Here is a 16,213-nt window from a genome sequence, read left to right on the forward strand (position 1 = left end):
TCTCTTTAAGCCATGTGTAGTGCGAAGCATGCTGCGAGAGAAGGGATTTTATGAATGATCTTTAAAAATGATGGACATAAATTCAAAGTATTTCAAATCAAAGGGATATAAAAATGAGCTATACAAATACCAAACCTGCAATTCAAAAATGGCACAACATGCTGGAAAGTCGAGACATGAGTCTTTTAAATGAATTACTGGCAGACGATGTGGTCTTTCGTTCACCTGTGGCTTATACCCCCTATGAAGGTAAGCAAGTGGTCTTTTTCATTTTAAGCAATGTGATTCAAATTTTTGAAAACTTTACATATCATCGAGAATTTTTTACAGAAGATGAGCAAAGTGTAGTTTTAGAATTTTCTGCCAATGTGGGTGAAAAAAAATTAAAAGGGATTGATATGATTCGTTTTAATGAACAAGGTCAAATTGTTGATTTTGAAGTGATGATTCGACCAAAAAGTGGTTTGGAAGCATTGGCAGCTCAAATGGGGCAACGTATGGCCAGCTTTATACCTAAAGCCTAATTACGTATATACTGCAATAAATAAAATTAAGCGTGAAAAATTTCTTAATTTTTAAAATGATGATGAGTGATAAAAGAGTTGAGGTGGAAAATGTCTGTATTACATAAGTTTACTGAGATTAGCCAAGATTTATTGGATCAAGTGACAGGTGCTGAATTACCAAAGCTGTATTTTAATCAGCAAGGAAAAATGTCTGAGATTATCAAGAAACTCCCTCAACTACAGGATAAATATCGTCCTACACCATGGCTCAGCAATACCCATGCTCACCTGTTATATTTTGATTTAATTAAGAAAAAATCCATTAAGCTAGACTATGATCGAATTGATCAGCTGACCATGCAAGATGGTGGGGTCACGGCAATTGCTTGGTATGGCTACGATTTACCACAAGAAACCCCAACCATTGTTATTATGCATACGATTACAGGTACACCTGACAGTATGCGTGAATTGGTCAAAGATCTACATGAATATACAGGATGGCGTATTGCATTATGTCTACGCCGTGGGCATGCGGGCTTACCTATGCCTGTTCCACTAATGTCGATTTTTGGTTCAACCTCTGACTTAAAAGAGCAATTGGCTTCGATTCAAAACCTATTTCCACAATCTGATCTTTATGCAGTTGGTTCTTCCGCTGGTACAGGCCTACTTGTGCGTTATCTTGGCGAACAAGGCCTAGATACACCTTTTAAAGCGGCTTTTGCCATGTGCCCTGGTTATGATACTGAGCTTGGATTTCAAAATGTCCATCCTTTCTACACCAAAGTCATGACCAAAAAATTGTTTAAGGCATTTATTAAGCCTTATGAACAAACCTGGACACCATTACATTCTGTACAAAATGTTTTACAAACGAAAACCTTACAAGAGTTTCAGACTGAATATTTTGAAATGGCTGGATTTTCAGATTATGAAAGCTATTCAAAAGCCACCAATCCAATTTATGTATTTGAAAATGTTAAAATTCCATTAATGATTCTAAACTCAGAAGATGATCCTGTATGTTCAATCAAGAATTTAGAACCGTTTAAAGAAACCATTCAAAATATGGATAATGTTGTGGTGGTGACAACCAAAAAGGGCAGTCATTGTGGTTTTTATGAAGGTCTTAATACCAAATCTTGGGCTTCGCGTTTAATGGCTGATTTTTTAAGACAGTATTCATGATGATACGCAGTATCAATAAATATTTATTTAAGTTAAAAAAACTGACAGATCAAACTATTATCATTAGATCTGTCAGTTTTAATTGTTCAACTGGGGGGATTGATCCTCAGTTGTTAGGTCAAAGTAAATATTAAAAATAAATTTTTAAAATAAAGACCTATTTAAGCGCTAAATAATTCCAAACAAAATTTATCTTTTGTGAGTAAATAATATTGCTACGAACGATATAAATATCTTGAAAAAAACTATAACCATCAAGTATTTTTAATTTATTTTCATTTATTTCTTCTTCAATCAGTAAGCGAGGTAGCCAGGCTACACCTAAACCCTGTAAAGCCAAGGCTTTTAAGTCACTGGCATTATCTGTTTCATATAATGTTCGGTAATTGAGTTTACTTTCTATAATTTTATCTACACATTTTCTCAGATAGGCTTGTTTACTATAGGCCAAAAGGGGGAAGGTTTGATTAAGTTGGTATTTAGGTAATCCATTTTTGCTTGCTGTAACTGGCACAATTTGCATATTTACAATTTTATGATAAGTAAAAAGTGTGAGATCCAATTGTTGTAAAGTGAGTTGATCACAATAACAAATGAGAAAATCACAAGAACCTTCTTTTAATAAATGTATGCCTTGTTGCAGATTTGCAGCAATAATTTCTAACTTTAGATCATTATAGTCTGAGTATAGTTTTTGAATAAATTTGGGAAAAAACTGCGTGATGAGTGAGTGTGATACTGCAAATTTAATTGAGAGTTCATTATCCTTAATATTTTTCTCTAAATACTTTATTGTTGTATCCATTTGGTTCTGAATGTTTTTTGCTGTTGAAAGCAAGACTTGACCAGCATCTGTAAAATCAATGTTTTTACTATAACGCTTTAAAATTTGAAACCCTAACGACTCTTCAATATTTTGTATTCTACGTGTAAAAGCCGATTGAGTGACATGACGTATAGCTGCAGCTTTAGAAATGGATTTTTCTTGGTCTAATGCAAGAAGATCCTCTATCCACCGAATTTCAAGCGTCATGTTCAATCACCAATAAATATTTAACTCAAGCAAAGTATAACAAGTGATATGCAAAAAATGCATACAGATATATTTTTTTACATTGGTCAAGTTTAGATTGTTTCACCTAAGATGAATTGATTATCTTCGTAGAGTTACATTGCAAATGAACATTGAAATTAAAACGAGAACTGAGAAAGATTTATTGGGAATGAAAGAAGTCCCATTTCATTGCTATTACGGTGTACAAACATTAAGAGCGGTTGAGAACTTTAACCTAAGTGCGCATAAATTAAGTCATTTTCCTATTTTTATTCAAGCACTTGCTATGGTGAAGTCTGCTTGTGTAGAGGCTAATTTTAAATTAAATAAAATTGAAGAAAATAAATATAAAGCGATTCAGCATTCATGTCAGCAATTAATAAATGGTTCATACCATAATCAATTCCCTATTGATATGATTCAGGGTGGGGCAGGAACTTCTACAAATATGAATGCAAATGAAGTTATTGCAAACATTGGATTAGAGTTTCTTGGTCATGCAAAAGGCGAATATCAATATCTACATCCTAATAATGATGTAAATATGTCTCAATCGACCAATGATGTATACCCAAGTGCAATAAAAATAGGTCTATTATTTGCATTGGATCATCTCAACGTACCGTTTCAAAAACTAATTGAAAGCCTCAGTCGCAAAGCTGAAGAGTTCTCTGATATCTTGAAAATGGGACGTACTCAGTTACAAGATGCGGTACCGATGACTTTAGGGCAAGAATTTAGTGCTTTTGCACATACCTTACAAAATGATTTGCAAAAGTTAAATCATATTATGCCCGATTCACTCAGTGTGATTAATTTAGGTGGGACAGCAATCGGTACGGGGATTAATACCGAGGTTGAGTATCGCTTAAATGCGATTCAAGCTTTATCAGAAATCACGGGTAAAAACATTTCAAGCTCGCCTGATTTGATTGAAGCGACTACAGATATGGGTGACTTTGTACTTTTATCAAGTTTACTCAAACGTACTGCAACCAAGTTGTCTAAAATCTCTAATGATTTACGTTTGTTATCGAGTGGACCGCGTACTGGTATAGGTGAGATACAATTGGAACCACGTCAGCCCGGTAGTTCAATCATGCCAGGAAAAGTAAATCCAGTAATTCCTGAAGCGATGAATTTGGCGTGCTATCAAATTATTGCAAATGATTTAGCAATTACTTTGGCTGCAGAAGGTGGTCAACTACAATTAAATGCGTTTGAACCATTAATTGCGCTTAAACTATTTGAATCTATTGAGTTATTAGGCAAAGCGATGCAAATGCTGAATGAAAAATGCATTCAAAATATCCGTGCCAATGCAGCGCATTGTCAGCATTTAGTGGACAACTCAATTGGTATCATTACCGTGCTAAACCCATATTTAGGTTATGAAACCACCACACGAATTGCAAAGATGGCAAATGAATCTGGGCAGAGTGTTTTGGCTTTGATCAAAGCTGAGGGATTACTTTCAGATGAAATTTTAGCAGATGTACTTGCTGTTCATAATATGGTTCAGCCAAAGCAGCATGCGGCTTAGTTTTTAAAAGCTACAGGTACAATCAAACTCATTCATGACTTGTCATAAGAAATTAAGTTTCATATGGCATATGCAACTGAATACTTATACGGAGTTATAAAAAAAGGGAAATTTTAATTTCCCTTTTTTTAGCGATGCAAAATCTTAGTTTTTCAAAGCTGGTGTAGCAGCAGCGATAGCAGCGGCAACAGCATCATCTTCAGATTGTGCTGAACCAGAGCTTGCTTTTGGTGCTGGTGTTTTGGTTTGTGCAGTTTCAGTTTTTACTGACTCTGCTTTTGCAGGCTTCGCCTCAGTCGCAGCAGGTTTATTTTCCGCTTGCGCACTTGGCATAGTTGCATGGGCTTCATGCGTTGGTTCACGGCGAATTTCAGTGGTTGTATTTGCTGTTTCTGTGCGTTCAACTTCTACATGTGCCGGAATTTCGACTTGTTGTGCATTATTCTGCTCAACACTTGGTAAGCTTTCAAACTGTGTCGGTTCAGAAGTCGCAGGTTGAGCAGTTTCAACTTTCTCTGGCTCAGCTTCTTTAGGCTCTTCTTTTTTTACACAAGCAGATACCAAAAGCGCTGTCGCAATTGCACCACAAATTAAAAATTTCTTATTCATAATGACTCAAAACAAAACGTATTAAAGAGATGTTACTTAGTATAACAGCAAAATGATATTTAAAAATCACCTTATCAAGTGCTAATTTTTTATTGGAAATGCTGATAGAATAGCCAATTGTTTATTGTTCTATGAATTGATGTGAATTGACTTTGCTTTCTTGGTACAAGGTAAAGTAAAATCGCACAACATTGTAGGCCAATTTAGGCTCCATTGTACGAGAAACTTAATGACCCATTTTATATTCGTAACTGGTGGTGTTGTATCATCACTAGGTAAAGGTATTTCAGCTGCTTCAGTTGCTGCACTTTTAGAAGCCCGTGGTTTAAAAGTAACCATGGTCAAAATGGATCCATACATTAATGTCGATCCTGGGACTATGAGCCCATTCCAGCACGGTGAAGTATTTGTCACAGAAGATGGTGCTGAAACTGACTTAGATTTGGGTTATTACGAGCGTTTCTTACGTCGTGCCAAAATGACCAAATTAAATAACTTTACATCAGGTCGTGTTTATCAAGACGTTTTAAATAAAGAACGTCGTGGTGATTATCTCGGCGGTACAGTACAAGTTATTCCACATATTACGGATAATATTAAAGAACGTGTTCTTCGCGCAGGCGAAGGTTATGACGTTGCCATTGTGGAAATCGGTGGCACAGTAGGTGACATTGAATCTCTCCCATTCATGGAATCTGTACGTCAGTTGATGGTTGAGCTTGGTCATAAACGTACCATGTTGATGCATTTGACTTTATTACCTTATATCAAGTCTGCTGCTGAACTTAAAACCAAACCAACTCAACATTCTGTTAAAGAATTATTGTCGATTGGTATTCAACCAGACATTCTGATTTGTCGTACTGAACATGATGTTGACGCAGATACCACCCGTAAAATTGCACTCTTTACAAACGTTGAAGCGCGTGCCGTTGTGGTGTGTAAAGATGCACGTTCAATTTATCAAATCCCACGTACATTCTATGAACAAAACGTTGATGATTTAATCTGTGAACGTTTTGGTTATGACAGCTTACCTGAAGCCGATCTTTCGGATTGGGATCATGTGGTTGAAGCATTATTGAATCCAGAGTACACAGTTCGTGTAGCGATGGTGGGTAAATATGTTGAATTGCCAGATGCATATAAGTCTGTCAATGAAGCACTTTTACATGCGGGTATTCAAAATCGGGTCAAAGTTCAAATTGACTATATCAATGCTGAAGAGCTTGAAAGCCAAAATCCTGCAGAAGTATTAAAAGGTATCGATGCAATCTTGGTTCCTGGCGGTTTTGGTGAGCGTGGTACTGAAGGCAAAATGCAGGCAATTCAATATGCCCGTGAAAACAAAGTACCTTTCTTGGGTATTTGTTTAGGTATGCAATTGGCCGTGATTGAATTTGCTCGTCATGTTGCTGCTATGCCAGAAGCGACTTCTACAGAGTTTAATCGTTCAACAAAATTCCCATTGATTGGTTTAATTACTGAATGGTTAGATGAACGTGGTGAAATCCAGCATCGTAGTACTGAGTCAAACCTTGGTGGCACAATGCGTTTAGGTGCACAAAAATCAGAATTGGTTGAAGGCACTAAAACACGTGAAGTTTACGGCAAAGCTGAAATTACTGAACGTCATCGTCACCGTTATGAAATGAATGATCGTTTTATTCCTGCAATTGAACAGGCAGGTATGAAAATTTCGGGTTATTCTACAGCGCAACATCTTGTTGAAACTGTAGAAATTCCTGAACATCCTTGGTTTATTGCTGTACAATTCCACCCGGAATTTACAAGTTCACCACGTGATGGACATCCATTATTTGCGAGTTTTATCGATGCCGCTAAAAAGCAGCACCAAAACAGCAAGTAAGTATGTAAGAACTTAAACTAGGAAGTTTAAATGTCACAATTAAAACCACAAGAAATTGTACGTTTAGGCGATATACAAATGGCAAATCACTTGCCATTTGTATTATTCGGCGGCATGAACGTACTTGAGTCGAAAGACTTGGCTTTTGAAATTGCAGAAACGTATGTCGATATCTGTACTCGTTTAGAGATACCGTATGTCTTTAAAGCCAGTTTCGATAAAGCCAATCGTTCAAGCTTACATTCGTTCCGTGGCCCTGGTTTGGAAAAAGGCATCGAATGGTTAGGCGACATTAAAAAGCATTTTAATGTTCCGATTATTACCGATGTTCATGAACCTCACCAAGCTGCAGCTGTCGCTGAAGTTGCTGACATTATCCAGCTTCCTGCATTTCTCAGTCGTCAGACTGATTTGGTTGAAGCAATGGCGAAAACTCAAGCCATTATCAACATCAAAAAAGCACAATTCCTTTCTCCTCGTGAAATGAGCCATATTCTAAACAAATGTTTAGAAGCGGGTAATAACAAGCTCATTTTGTGTGAACGTGGTACGTCATTTGGCTATAACAACTTAGTTGTTGACATGCTGGGTTTCGATATCATGAAAGAAATGAATGTGCCGGTATTTTTTGATGTTACACATGCATTGCAAACACCGGGCGGTCGTGCTGATTCAGCAGGCGGTCGTCGTGCGCAAATCACGACCTTAGCACGTGCGGGTATGGCAACAGGGCTTGCAGGTTTATTTTTAGAAAGTCATCCAGACCCTGAAAATGCAAAATGTGATGGTCCTTGTGCATTACGTATGTCACAGCTTGAGCCGTTTTTAGCGCAGTTAAAAGAATTGGATACCTTAGTTAAAGGTTTCAAAAAGTTAGATACACATTGATGCGCTTAGAAAGCATCTTATTTTTAATCAACTGAGGAATTATTCATGAGCCAAATCGTTGACATTCGTGCACGTGAAATTTTGGACTCTCGTGGTAACCCAACCATCGAAGCAGACGTAATCCTAGACTCTGGCGTTGTTGGCCGTGCATGTGCACCATCTGGTGCTTCAACTGGTTCTCGTGAAGCTTTAGAACTTCGTGACGGTGATCAATCACGTTACTTGGGTAAAGGTGTTCGCACTGCAGTTCAAAACGTAAATGGTCAAATCAAAGACTTATTAAAAGGTCAAAACGTATTTGAACAAAAAGCGCTTGATGACAAAATGATTGCGCTTGATGGCACTGAAAACAAAGAAAAATTAGGTGCAAACGCAACATTGGCTGTATCTTTAGCGGCTGCACGTGCGGCTGCTGTTGAGAAGAAAACTGAATTGTTCCAATACATTGCAGATCTTCGTGGTCAAACAACTTTGTCTATGCCTGTTCCAATGATGAACATCTTGAACGGTGGCGCACATGCGGATAACACTGTTGATATTCAAGAATTCATGATTGAGCCTGTAGGTTTCACATCTTTTGCTGAATCTTTACGTGCTGGTGCTGAAATTTTCCATGCTTTAAAATCTGTATTGAAAAAACAAGGTTTAAATACTGCAGTTGGTGATGAAGGTGGTTTTGCACCTAACTTACGTTCAAATGAAGAAGCAATTACTGTTATTCTTTCTGCAATTGAAACAACTGGTTATAAAGCAGGTTCTGATATTATGCTTGCGCTTGATTGTGCATCTTCAGAATTCTACAAAAATGGTCAATATATTCTTGCAGGTGAAGGTAACAAAGCATTCACAAGCAACCAATTTGCTGACTATCTTGCTGGTCTTGCTAAACAATATCCAATTATCTCAATTGAAGATGGTTTGGATGAGTCTGACTGGGAAGGTTGGAGCTACTTGACTTCTATCCTTGGTGATAAAATCCAATTGGTCGGTGACGATTTGTTCGTTACAAACCCTAAGATTTTACAACGTGGTATTGATGAGAAAGTAGGTAACTCTATCTTAATCAAATACAACCAAATCGGTACTTTGTCTGAAACTTTAGATGCAATCTATCTTGCTAAAGCGAATGGTTATAGCACTGTGATTTCACACCGTTCAGGTGAAACTGAAGATTCTACAATTGCGGATCTTGCAGTGGGTACAGCAGCAGGTCAAATCAAGACTGGTTCGCTTTGCCGTTCTGACCGTGTTGCAAAATATAACCAATTGCTTCGTATTGAAGAATTGACTCATGCTGCTTATCGCGGTAAAGCTGAGTTTAAAGGTTTAAATTAATATCTTTTATTGATTTAAATTAAAAAAAGCCATTCTTTTATTTGATATAGGGAATGGCTTTTTTATACGCTAAAAAATAATCATGAATAGTATGTTTTAAGAGAAATTTAATATTATGTAATTGATTGATAATAAAATTTAAGGTAAGAATTTAATTAACTTAGTTTATTGAAAAAGAAAATTTATAATAAATAATATCGCGATATGTGAGTTTTTAGCATAAAGATAATTTTTAGTTTTTTAATTACAAAGTAGATTATTGATCACCCACTTATTTTTTATAAAGAAAGAAAAGTTATTTTGTTCTAGTTTTGCAGTTTTCGCATAGTTTAGTGTTCTTCATACAAAATATTTGATGTATATTAGCATCTTAATTTAATGCTGTTACTCAAGACGCAAATCCATGTTAGAAGTCTTTAAAACAACTTCAAGTAAAGTGATTGCAGTACTCGCGATTTTAATCGTTGTGGTATTACAATATCGCTTTTGGTTCGGTGAGGGTGGTCATTTCCCTCATCAAGCTTTACTAGAGCAAATTGAACAGCAAGCTGAAGTCAATGCTGAGTTAAAAGAACGCAACCGAATTCTTGCTGCCGAAGTGTATGATCTAAAAAATGGTGCTGAAGCCATAGAAGAACATGCACGTTTAGACCTCGGTCTAGTTAAGCCACATGAAACTTTTGTACAGATGAGTACCATTAGTACCCATTACAAACCTATTTATACCGATCCAAGTGTAGATTTAAGAACCAATGAAGATGACAACGAACCTGCGCCAGAACAACCGTAAAATTTGGGCAATTGTTCCTGCGGCTGGCTCAGGTCGTCGTTTTTCAAAAACCGAACTTAAACAATACCAAGTCATCCAAAATCAAACAGTGTTAGCGCATACCATAGCGCGTCTAAACGATTTACCGCTTGCGGGTTATGTACTCGCTGTTGGTGAGCAAGACCATTATGCGCAAACATTGCCATTAAAAAATAAACATTTGAGCCATTTTTGTTTGGGTGGTGCAGAACGTGTTGATTCGGTTTTAAATGCGTTGCGTTATTTAGAACAATTTGCGCAAGCCGATGATTTGGTTTTTGTACATGATGCTGCGCGTCCTTGTGTGACACAGCAATGTCTTGAAAACTTAGTCGATACCGCAATAAACCTGAACAGCAGTGCAATTCTTGCAATTCCTGTAAGAGATACTTTGAAGTGCGTTGAAAATCAGCAGGATATCAATAAAACAGTCAGTCGTGATCAATTGTGGCAAGCACAGACACCACAAATTTCTACCTTTTCAAAGCTTAAAACTGCAATCGAAGCAGCTTTAGCGAATAATATTGTCATTACAGATGAGGCGAGTGCATTGGAATATATCAATGAACCTGTCAAAGTGGTGATGGGGCGTTCTGACAATATAAAAATTACCTATCCAGACGATTTGGAGTTAGCCAAGTTAATTTTGCAATCACAGAAGTAAAAACAATGAAAATAAAAAATAATTATGCATTGATTGATTTTCTCAACCGCTATTTATCTCTATAATTTGACCAGATTAAACTAGGTTTAAGATTTGTATTCATGACACCATCGCCACAGTATAAGTTTTTACGTCAATCAGTCAGAGATGGTTTAAGTATTAATCAAAAAGTTTCAAGGTGGGACAAACTACACCTTGATCCTTGGTTATTGGGCTTTTTAATTATCAATGCGATTTTGGGTTTATTGATGGTCTATAGCGCATCTTCTGAAGATATGTCTATGGTCATTCGACAAGCCGTGAGTTTCGGTGTTGGTTTTGTTTTGCTTTTTATTTGTGCACAAATTCCACCGAAAGTATATCAAGCGATTAGTCCTTGGTTTTATTTGTTCGCAATTTTGTTGTTGATTCTGGTTTTATTGGTCGGTGATGTTCGATTAGGCGCAAAGCGCTGGCTGACCATTCCAGGGATTGGCAGTATGCAACCCAGTGAATTTATGAAGTTTGCCATGCCATTGATGATGGCATGGTATTTTGCACGTAACCCGTTGCCGCCTAAATTTAAACACATTGTGATTGCATTGATCATCATGATGGTGCCTTTCGTACTGGCATTATTACAGCCAGACTTGGCGATTGGTATCGTGATTGGTGGTGTGTTTGCTCTGTTTTTAAGTGGTATGTCGTGGACTTTAATTCTTGGGACTTTAGCGGCATTGGCATTGGCTTTCCCTTTAATTTGGACTTTTGTATTACATGCTTATCAAAAGAAAAGGATTATGACCTTATTTGATCCTGAGTCAGATGCACTTGGGGCAGGATGGAACATTATCCAATCTAAAATTGCGATTGGTTCAGGCGGAATGACAGGGCGTGGATTCTTAGAAGGAACACAGTCTCAGTTGGGCTATTTACCTGAACATCATACTGATTTTATTATGTCGACCTATGCAGAAGAATTTGGTTTTATTGGGGTGTTCTTCTTATTTGCACTTTACACTGCAATGATTTTAAGATGTATGATGATTAGCTTAAGCAGCTTCCATAACTATGGTCGTTTATTGGCAGGTACGATTGGTTTATCCTTGTTTTTCTATGTATTTGTAAACTCTGGTATGGTTAGTGGGATTTTACCTGTGACTGGTGATCCATTACCGTTGATGAGTTATGGTGGATCAGCCGTGATTGCGTTATTGGCGAGTTTTGGTATTGTTATGTCTATCCATACGCATAAATAAAATCTTCACAATTTATAATTTCTCAAACTAAAGCTATTCCTTCTCTCTTTTAAGAGAAGGATAGTATCAAACATAAACACAAACTATTTTTCTTAAAATTAAATCGATTATATAGCTTTCTGATGGTTTAAAAATCATGTGATATTGTGAATGAATTATCTATTTAAAGTTGAGTTAAAGCTGACATTTCAACATCAAATCGGTATTGCTAAATCTGTTCTAAGTGCTAAATTAAAATAGTCATATAAATTATTTCTCTAACTACATCATTTTTATTATAAGACGATTAATTCGTATAAGGTTCGGTTCAGTATGCATATCATCATCATGGGGGCAGGTGTTATTGGTACAACATCCGCCTACTATCTAAAACAAGCAGGTCATGAAGTCACTGTGATTGATCGACAACCCAATGTGGCTTTAGAAACCAGTTTTGCCAATGCAGGGCAGATTTCTCCGGGTTATGCATCACCTTGGGCTGCACCAGGTATTCCACTAAAAGCGTTTAAATGGATGTTTCAACCACATTCACCATTGGCGATTAAGCTAACAGGCGATATGCATCAGTATCAGTGGATGGTGCGCATGTTAGCTGAATGTAATATCAATCGTTATCAGATCAATAAAGAGCGAATGGTACGAATTTCTGAATATAGCCGTGACTGTTTGGATGAGTTACGTGCAGAGACCAAGATTCATTTTGATGAACGTCAACTAGGCACATTACAACTTTTTCGTAAACAACATCAATTGGATGTGGCAGGCAAAGATACCGAAGTTTTAAAACATGAAGGTGTACCCTTTGAGTTGCTGGATAAAGCTGGGGTCATCAAGGCTGAACCTGCTTTAGCCCACGCAACAGTCGATTTTGTTGGTGGTTTGCGTTTACCCAATGACCAGACAGGCGATTGCCAAAAATTCACAACAGAGTTGGCAGAACTTGCAGCCAAACAAGGGGTCAATTTTTTATTTAATACGGTAATCGAATCAATAGAAAAAGATCCTGAACGGATTACCGCGATTCACTTGAAAGATGGTAGCAAAATCAAGGGAGATGCTTATGTCATGGCATTGGGCAGTTATAGTCATGAAATGCTCAAACAATTGGAGATAGATGCTCCTGTATACCCATTAAAAGGCTATTCGATCACCACCAAAATTGTTGATCCGGCACTATCACCTGTTTCTACAATCCTAGATGAGTCTTATAAAATTGCCTTAACCCGTTTTGATGATCGAATTCGTGTAGGGGGTATGGCTGAAATTAATGGTTTTGATCGCTCTTTAAAATCTAGCCGTGAAGACACTTTGCTTATGGTTTTACAACAACTATTTCCAAATGCAAGTGACATATCAGATGCACATTTCTGGACGGGTTTAAGACCAGCCACGCCAGATGGCACACCGATTGTTGGTAAAACAAGGTATCAAAATCTATATACCAATACGGGGCATGGAACTTTGGGCTGGACTATGTCTTGTGGTTCAGCAAAATTATTATCCGATATTATTTCTGGAACCACACCACAAATTGAATATGATGATTTGAATGTGTTCCGATATGACTCAGTGAATCACTAAGATGATTGTTAAGGCGATATGAATCAAAATCACCAAGTCGCAGAACAGGAAATTTCATTTTCCAATGTGCATTTTTGGCATTGGTTTCTGCTTTTATTTCGTGGTTTTGATGAAGAAAAAGAGCTGAATTTAGATGAGGCGATTCAGGAAGCTGTTGGCTTAGACCCATATAACAAAGAATTAGCCACGTGGTATCAATCATTTCTACCCAGTGAAAATAATAGCATTCGAAATTATCAATTTTCAATTAGTGCAGATATTCGGGTAGATATCCAGTTTGCTCAAGAGCAGATCAATTATTATCTCAATGATCTATATATAGGCAATCTGGGTGGGCACTTTGAAGCATGGTTTTTTACGCTAGAAGAGCTTTTGAGTTTTCAATTGAATGATCAGCATTTCTTACTATTGTTAGCAATGCTGGGTGTTGAACCTCAACAGACTTTAGACGTTAGAATTCAAATATCAAAAAGATTAAATAACATTCCGTCATTTCAAGGACAACAAGATTACATTGCAAATTGTATCGTGAATGGGTTAAGGATGAATCAAGAATTTTATCAGGATGAACAAATCGGGATATCTAATCGACAAAATCATAGTATGCGCAATGTTGAGTTATATCCTGATGATTTGGAACATATAAAAACCATTAATCTTATTTTAAAGCATGATTAAATAGGAAAATAACAATGAAAGCGTTGTTTACAGCCATTAGAAATAGGGAAATTGAAAATATTCAACGACTGATTGAGAAAAAGCCTGAATTGGTCAATTGTGTTGCTAAAGCACCTCCGAAGAAAGATGATGGTTTATCTCCATTACAAGTTGCATTTAAAACCTTCAACATATGGGCTGTGAGATTTTTTATTGAACATGGCGCAGATGTTAATTATATGGATCAATCGGAAGTTAATACTTGGAATATGCCTGTATTACATGATGCTGTGATGGCAATTGTGGCATTGGCTCGCTTTGAGTATCCAATTGATCCGTGGGATAAAATTAAAAAAAGTCAAATGGAAATTCGTGGGAAGAAAGAAAATTTTGATGCTGTACTTATGTTATTAGAAATAATGATTGAAAAAGGTGCTGATGTAAATTCTCAAGACAGTAAAGGTAATACAGTGCTGCATAGAGCTTGTTTAGATGTTGAAAATAGACGGTTTGATCAGCATCAATTGTCAGTTGCAACTTTGGAAGATGTCCGACAGCTTTTTCAATTATTGATAAAGTATGGCGCTGATTTGAATCAAGCAACAACAACGCGAGAATCGGTGATCAAGTTATTTCCAAACCTATTTGAAGAACTTGATTTAAAAATTAGAGAATAATTAAACAATTTTACTTGTATTCGAACAAATTCATGGCATATTAATTGCTAATACAAGGAAAGATGATTGCAGGAGAGAAGTCTCTTGCGGACTCGCCGAAGGAGCAACGACCCCGGAAACTCTCAGGCAAAAGGACTGTAATCATTGTAAAACCTCTGGAGAGAAGTCATTCTATTGAAAACAAAAAAGAAATGACTCACCGAAGGGGATGGTAAGGCCTAAATAGTTTAGGTTTTTATCGAAGCTCTCAGGTACACATGACAGATGGGGCATACATTGACAATGTAATAAAAAAATATTGCATTTCAACGGAGTGTGCGTATGTGTCATGTCGTCATTATCGGTTCTGGTATTACAGGTGTTACCTCTGCCTATGAACTTGCTCAATTAGGTTATCAAGTTACTGTTATTGATAAACATTTATTTCCTGCTATGGAAACATCATTTGCCAATGGTGGACAATTGTCTGCGTGTAATGCTGAAGTGTGGAATCAAAAATCCACCGTGTTAAAAGGCATCAAATGGATGGCAAAAAAAAATGCACCATTATTGCTCAATCCGTCTTTTGATTTGCACAAGTATGCATGGCTGGTTGAATTTCTTGGCAACATCAAACACTATGAAGAAAATACTCAAAATACAGTGAAAATGGCACTTTTAGCACGTCAAAGGCTATTTAATATTGCTGAACAAGAAGGCATTGATTTTGACTTAGAAAAACGAGGTATCTTGCATTTCTATCATTCGGAATATGATTATAAAGTTGCAACTAGTGTAAATGAATTGCTATGTAAAGGTGGTCTAGAACGCCATGCAGTGACCAATGAAGAAATTAAATCCATCGAACCGAGTTTAATGGGTGAATACTATGGTGGTTTTTATTGCCCAGGTGATGCAACTGGTGATATCCATAAATTTACTACTGGACTTGCCAAAGCCACTGAAAAATATGGGGTAAAATATTTATTTGGTATGGAAGTTGTTGATGTAGAGCACACAGCCAACGGGGTGAATATTAAATACCACTCAAGTGTTGAAAACATGGAAGGCAGCTCAGTAGCAATCGAACAACTCAGTGCAGATGCCGTGGTGATTTGTGGCGGTGTTGGCAGTTATCAATTGGCCAATCAATTGGGCGATCGTGTGAATGTTTATCCTGTAAAAGGCTATTCAATCACCGTACAATTGGATGATGAAAAAAGTATCAATGGCGCACCTTGGGTCAGCTTGCTCGATGAAAGTGCGAAAATCGTCACGTCACGATTAGGTGCTAATCGTTTACGTATTGCAGGAACCGCTGAATTTAATGGCTATAATCGAGATATCCGCTCAGATCGTATCCAACCTTTAACAGATTGGGTTAATAAGAATTTCGATATTTCAACCGAGCATTGTATCCCGTGGGCGGGTTTACGTCCGATGATGCCGAATATGATGCCTGTGGTAAAACGTGGAAAACGTGAACGGGTATTTTATAATACAGGGCATGGACATTTAGGCTGGACGTTGTCTGCTGCAACAGCTGTGATGATTAGCCAGGAAATTGCAAGCTCGCATCCGATTTAATCATATAGGCAATACTTTGGTATTTG

At 37.1% G+C, this 16,213-nt stretch carries 15 protein-coding genes and 1 riboswitch; of the genes, 13 read left to right on the plus strand and 2 right to left on the minus strand.

The window, feature by feature from the left end:
- Positions 1 to 113: 113 nt before the first annotated feature.
- Positions 114 to 524: a nuclear transport factor 2 family protein gene (locus FY049_RS05790; protein ID WP_105712513.1), complete on the plus strand. Its 411-nt coding sequence runs from the start codon at positions 114 to 116 to the stop codon at positions 522 to 524.
- Between the two features lie 90 nt (positions 525 to 614).
- Positions 615 to 1,697: a YheT family hydrolase gene (locus FY049_RS05795; protein ID WP_262781388.1), complete on the plus strand. Its 1,083-nt coding sequence runs from the start codon at positions 615 to 617 to the stop codon at positions 1,695 to 1,697.
- A 157-nt stretch (positions 1,698 to 1,854) separates the two neighbouring features.
- Here FY049_RS05795 and FY049_RS05800 read toward each other — a convergent pair whose 3' ends face one another.
- Positions 1,855 to 2,730: a LysR substrate-binding domain-containing protein gene (locus FY049_RS05800; RefSeq protein WP_166782395.1), complete on the minus strand. Its 876-nt coding sequence runs from the start codon at positions 2,728 to 2,730 to the stop codon at positions 1,855 to 1,857.
- A 145-nt stretch (positions 2,731 to 2,875) separates the two neighbouring features.
- Between FY049_RS05800 and FY049_RS05805 the strand changes: the two genes are divergently transcribed.
- A complete protein-coding gene (locus tag FY049_RS05805; RefSeq protein WP_224963610.1) occupies positions 2,876 to 4,294 on the plus strand; it encodes an aspartate ammonia-lyase in 1,419 nt (472 codons plus the stop codon).
- 144 nt (positions 4,295 to 4,438) lie between these two features.
- Here the strand turns inward: FY049_RS05805 and FY049_RS05810 are convergent, their stop codons facing one another.
- On the minus strand, positions 4,439 to 4,903 hold the full coding sequence (locus FY049_RS05810; protein WP_166782396.1) for an internalin: 465 nt from the start codon (positions 4,901 to 4,903) through the stop codon (positions 4,439 to 4,441).
- A 229-nt stretch (positions 4,904 to 5,132) separates the two neighbouring features.
- On the opposite strand from FY049_RS05810, the gene FY049_RS05815 reads away from it, so the two are divergent.
- From FY049_RS05815 to FY049_RS05860, 10 genes are all read left to right on the plus strand, one after another.
- The gene (locus FY049_RS05815; RefSeq protein WP_004719920.1) at positions 5,133 to 6,773 is read left to right on the plus strand and encodes a CTP synthase; all 1,641 of its coding nucleotides are present in this window, start codon (positions 5,133 to 5,135) and stop codon (positions 6,771 to 6,773) included.
- A gap of 30 nt (positions 6,774 to 6,803) precedes the next feature.
- A complete protein-coding gene (gene kdsA, locus FY049_RS05820; protein ID WP_004719923.1) occupies positions 6,804 to 7,661 on the plus strand; it encodes a 3-deoxy-8-phosphooctulonate synthase in 858 nt (285 codons plus the stop codon).
- A 45-nt stretch (positions 7,662 to 7,706) separates the two neighbouring features.
- Complete coding sequence (gene eno / locus FY049_RS05825; RefSeq protein WP_154130065.1) at positions 7,707 to 8,996, plus strand: phosphopyruvate hydratase; 1,290 nt, start codon at positions 7,707 to 7,709, stop codon at positions 8,994 to 8,996.
- 403 nt (positions 8,997 to 9,399) lie between these two features.
- Positions 9,400 to 9,786: a cell division protein FtsB gene (gene ftsB / locus FY049_RS05830; RefSeq protein ID WP_056511523.1), complete on the plus strand. Its 387-nt coding sequence runs from the start codon at positions 9,400 to 9,402 to the stop codon at positions 9,784 to 9,786.
- Positions 9,749 to 10,468, plus strand: a complete 720-nt coding sequence (gene ispD, locus FY049_RS05835) for a 2-C-methyl-D-erythritol 4-phosphate cytidylyltransferase (RefSeq protein WP_446083350.1) — start codon at positions 9,749 to 9,751, stop codon at positions 10,466 to 10,468. Before ftsB ends, ispD begins: the two co-directional genes overlap by 38 nt.
- 101 nt (positions 10,469 to 10,569) lie before the next feature.
- Positions 10,570 to 11,706 (plus strand): rod shape-determining protein RodA, encoded by a 1,137-nt coding sequence (gene rodA / locus FY049_RS05840; RefSeq protein WP_446083351.1) that lies wholly within the window; start codon positions 10,570 to 10,572, stop codon positions 11,704 to 11,706.
- Between the two features lie 312 nt (positions 11,707 to 12,018).
- Complete coding sequence (locus FY049_RS05845; protein ID WP_151957670.1) at positions 12,019 to 13,287, plus strand: D-amino acid dehydrogenase; 1,269 nt, start codon at positions 12,019 to 12,021, stop codon at positions 13,285 to 13,287.
- 18 nt (positions 13,288 to 13,305) lie between these two features.
- Complete coding sequence (locus FY049_RS05850; RefSeq protein WP_224963606.1) at positions 13,306 to 13,965, plus strand: Imm19 family immunity protein; 660 nt, start codon at positions 13,306 to 13,308, stop codon at positions 13,963 to 13,965.
- 14 nt (positions 13,966 to 13,979) lie between these two features.
- Positions 13,980 to 14,621, plus strand: coding sequence for an ankyrin repeat domain-containing protein (locus FY049_RS05855; RefSeq protein ID WP_446083352.1), 642 nt, complete (start codon positions 13,980 to 13,982; stop codon positions 14,619 to 14,621).
- 59 nt (positions 14,622 to 14,680) lie between these two features.
- A riboswitch (glycine riboswitch) is annotated at positions 14,681 to 14,769 on the plus strand.
- 173 nt (positions 14,770 to 14,942) lie between these two features.
- Positions 14,943 to 16,187, plus strand: coding sequence for a D-amino acid dehydrogenase (locus FY049_RS05860; RefSeq protein ID WP_056511511.1), 1,245 nt, complete (start codon positions 14,943 to 14,945; stop codon positions 16,185 to 16,187).
- Positions 16,188 to 16,213: the final 26 nt, after the last annotated feature.

Source organism: Acinetobacter sp. 1125_18A, from assembly GCF_052824985.1.

Coding starts and splice junctions, on each gene's coding strand:
- ftsB (WP_056511523.1), top strand. CDS start 9,400: ATGTTAGAAGTCTTTAAAACAACTTCAAGTAAAGTGATTGCAGTACTC.
- FY049_RS05845 (WP_151957670.1), top strand. CDS start 12,019: ATGCATATCATCATCATGGGGGCAGGTGTTATTGGTACAACATCCGCC.
- FY049_RS05800 (WP_166782395.1), bottom strand. CDS start 2,730: ATGACGCTTGAAATTCGGTGGATAGAGGATCTTCTTGCATTAGACCAA.
- FY049_RS05790 (WP_105712513.1), top strand. CDS start 114: ATGAGCTATACAAATACCAAACCTGCAATTCAAAAATGGCACAACATG.
- rodA (WP_446083351.1), top strand. CDS start 10,570: ATGACACCATCGCCACAGTATAAGTTTTTACGTCAATCAGTCAGAGAT.
- FY049_RS05795 (WP_262781388.1), top strand. CDS start 615: ATGTCTGTATTACATAAGTTTACTGAGATTAGCCAAGATTTATTGGAT.
- FY049_RS05855 (WP_446083352.1), top strand. CDS start 13,980: ATGAAAGCGTTGTTTACAGCCATTAGAAATAGGGAAATTGAAAATATT.
- FY049_RS05860 (WP_056511511.1), top strand. CDS start 14,943: ATGTGTCATGTCGTCATTATCGGTTCTGGTATTACAGGTGTTACCTCT.
- FY049_RS05805 (WP_224963610.1), top strand. CDS start 2,876: ATGAACATTGAAATTAAAACGAGAACTGAGAAAGATTTATTGGGAATG.
- FY049_RS05850 (WP_224963606.1), top strand. CDS start 13,306: ATGAATCAAAATCACCAAGTCGCAGAACAGGAAATTTCATTTTCCAAT.
- ispD (WP_446083350.1), top strand. CDS start 9,749: ATGAAGATGACAACGAACCTGCGCCAGAACAACCGTAAAATTTGGGCA.
- eno (WP_154130065.1), top strand. CDS start 7,707: ATGAGCCAAATCGTTGACATTCGTGCACGTGAAATTTTGGACTCTCGT.
- FY049_RS05815 (WP_004719920.1), top strand. CDS start 5,133: ATGACCCATTTTATATTCGTAACTGGTGGTGTTGTATCATCACTAGGT.
- FY049_RS05810 (WP_166782396.1), bottom strand. CDS start 4,903: ATGAATAAGAAATTTTTAATTTGTGGTGCAATTGCGACAGCGCTTTTG.
- kdsA (WP_004719923.1), top strand. CDS start 6,804: ATGTCACAATTAAAACCACAAGAAATTGTACGTTTAGGCGATATACAA.